This window comes from Cyanobium sp. NIVA-CYA 375, assembly GCF_056108345.1.
In genome coordinates this window covers 1-596 of sequence record NZ_JBSYHW010000386.1, presented here as the reverse complement: position 1 = coordinate 596, position 596 = coordinate 1, and the positions used below count along the sequence as shown (strand labels likewise).

Below are 596 nucleotides of genomic sequence, written 5' to 3'. Positions count from 1 at the left end.
CTCAAGGGGGTGGTGGATAAGGCCAGCTACCGCACCCTGGTGGCCGACCTTTATTTCGTGTACTCCGCCATGGAGGAGGAGTTTGGCCGGCTTAGGGAGCATCCAGTTGTGGGCCCGGTGGCCTTTCCTGAGCTGAACCGGCGCGAAAGTCTCGAGCAGGACCTTGCCTTTTACTTCGGTGGCGACTGGCGTAATGCGGTCCAGCCCACCCCTGGAGCCCAGCAATACGTTGAGCGGCTGCACCAGGTGGCGCGGGAGTGCCCGGAGCTGCTGGTGGGTCACCACTACACCCGCTACATCGGTGATCTTTCCGGCGGCCAGATCCTCAAGAACATCGCCCAGAAGGCGATGAGCCTGGGCGAGCACGATGGCCTGCGTTTCTACGAATTCGCGGCTATCCCCGATGAGAAGGCCTTTAAGGCCAACTACCGCACCACCCTCGACGCCCTGCCAATCGACCAGGCCATGGCCGATCGCATTGTGGAGGAGGCAAACCACGCCTTCCACCTCAACATGACCATGTTCCAGGAACTGGAAGGCAATCTGATCGCCGCCATTGGCAAGGTGCTGTTTGGCTTCCTTACCCGCCGTCAGCG

Annotated in this window: 1 protein-coding gene; it reads left to right on the top strand. The window is 61.2% G+C overall.

Annotated elements, in window-relative coordinates:
* Positions 1-596 (top strand): biliverdin-producing heme oxygenase (locus AC01FP_RS18720; RefSeq protein WP_474482413.1); only part of this gene is annotated, 596 nt, incomplete at both ends.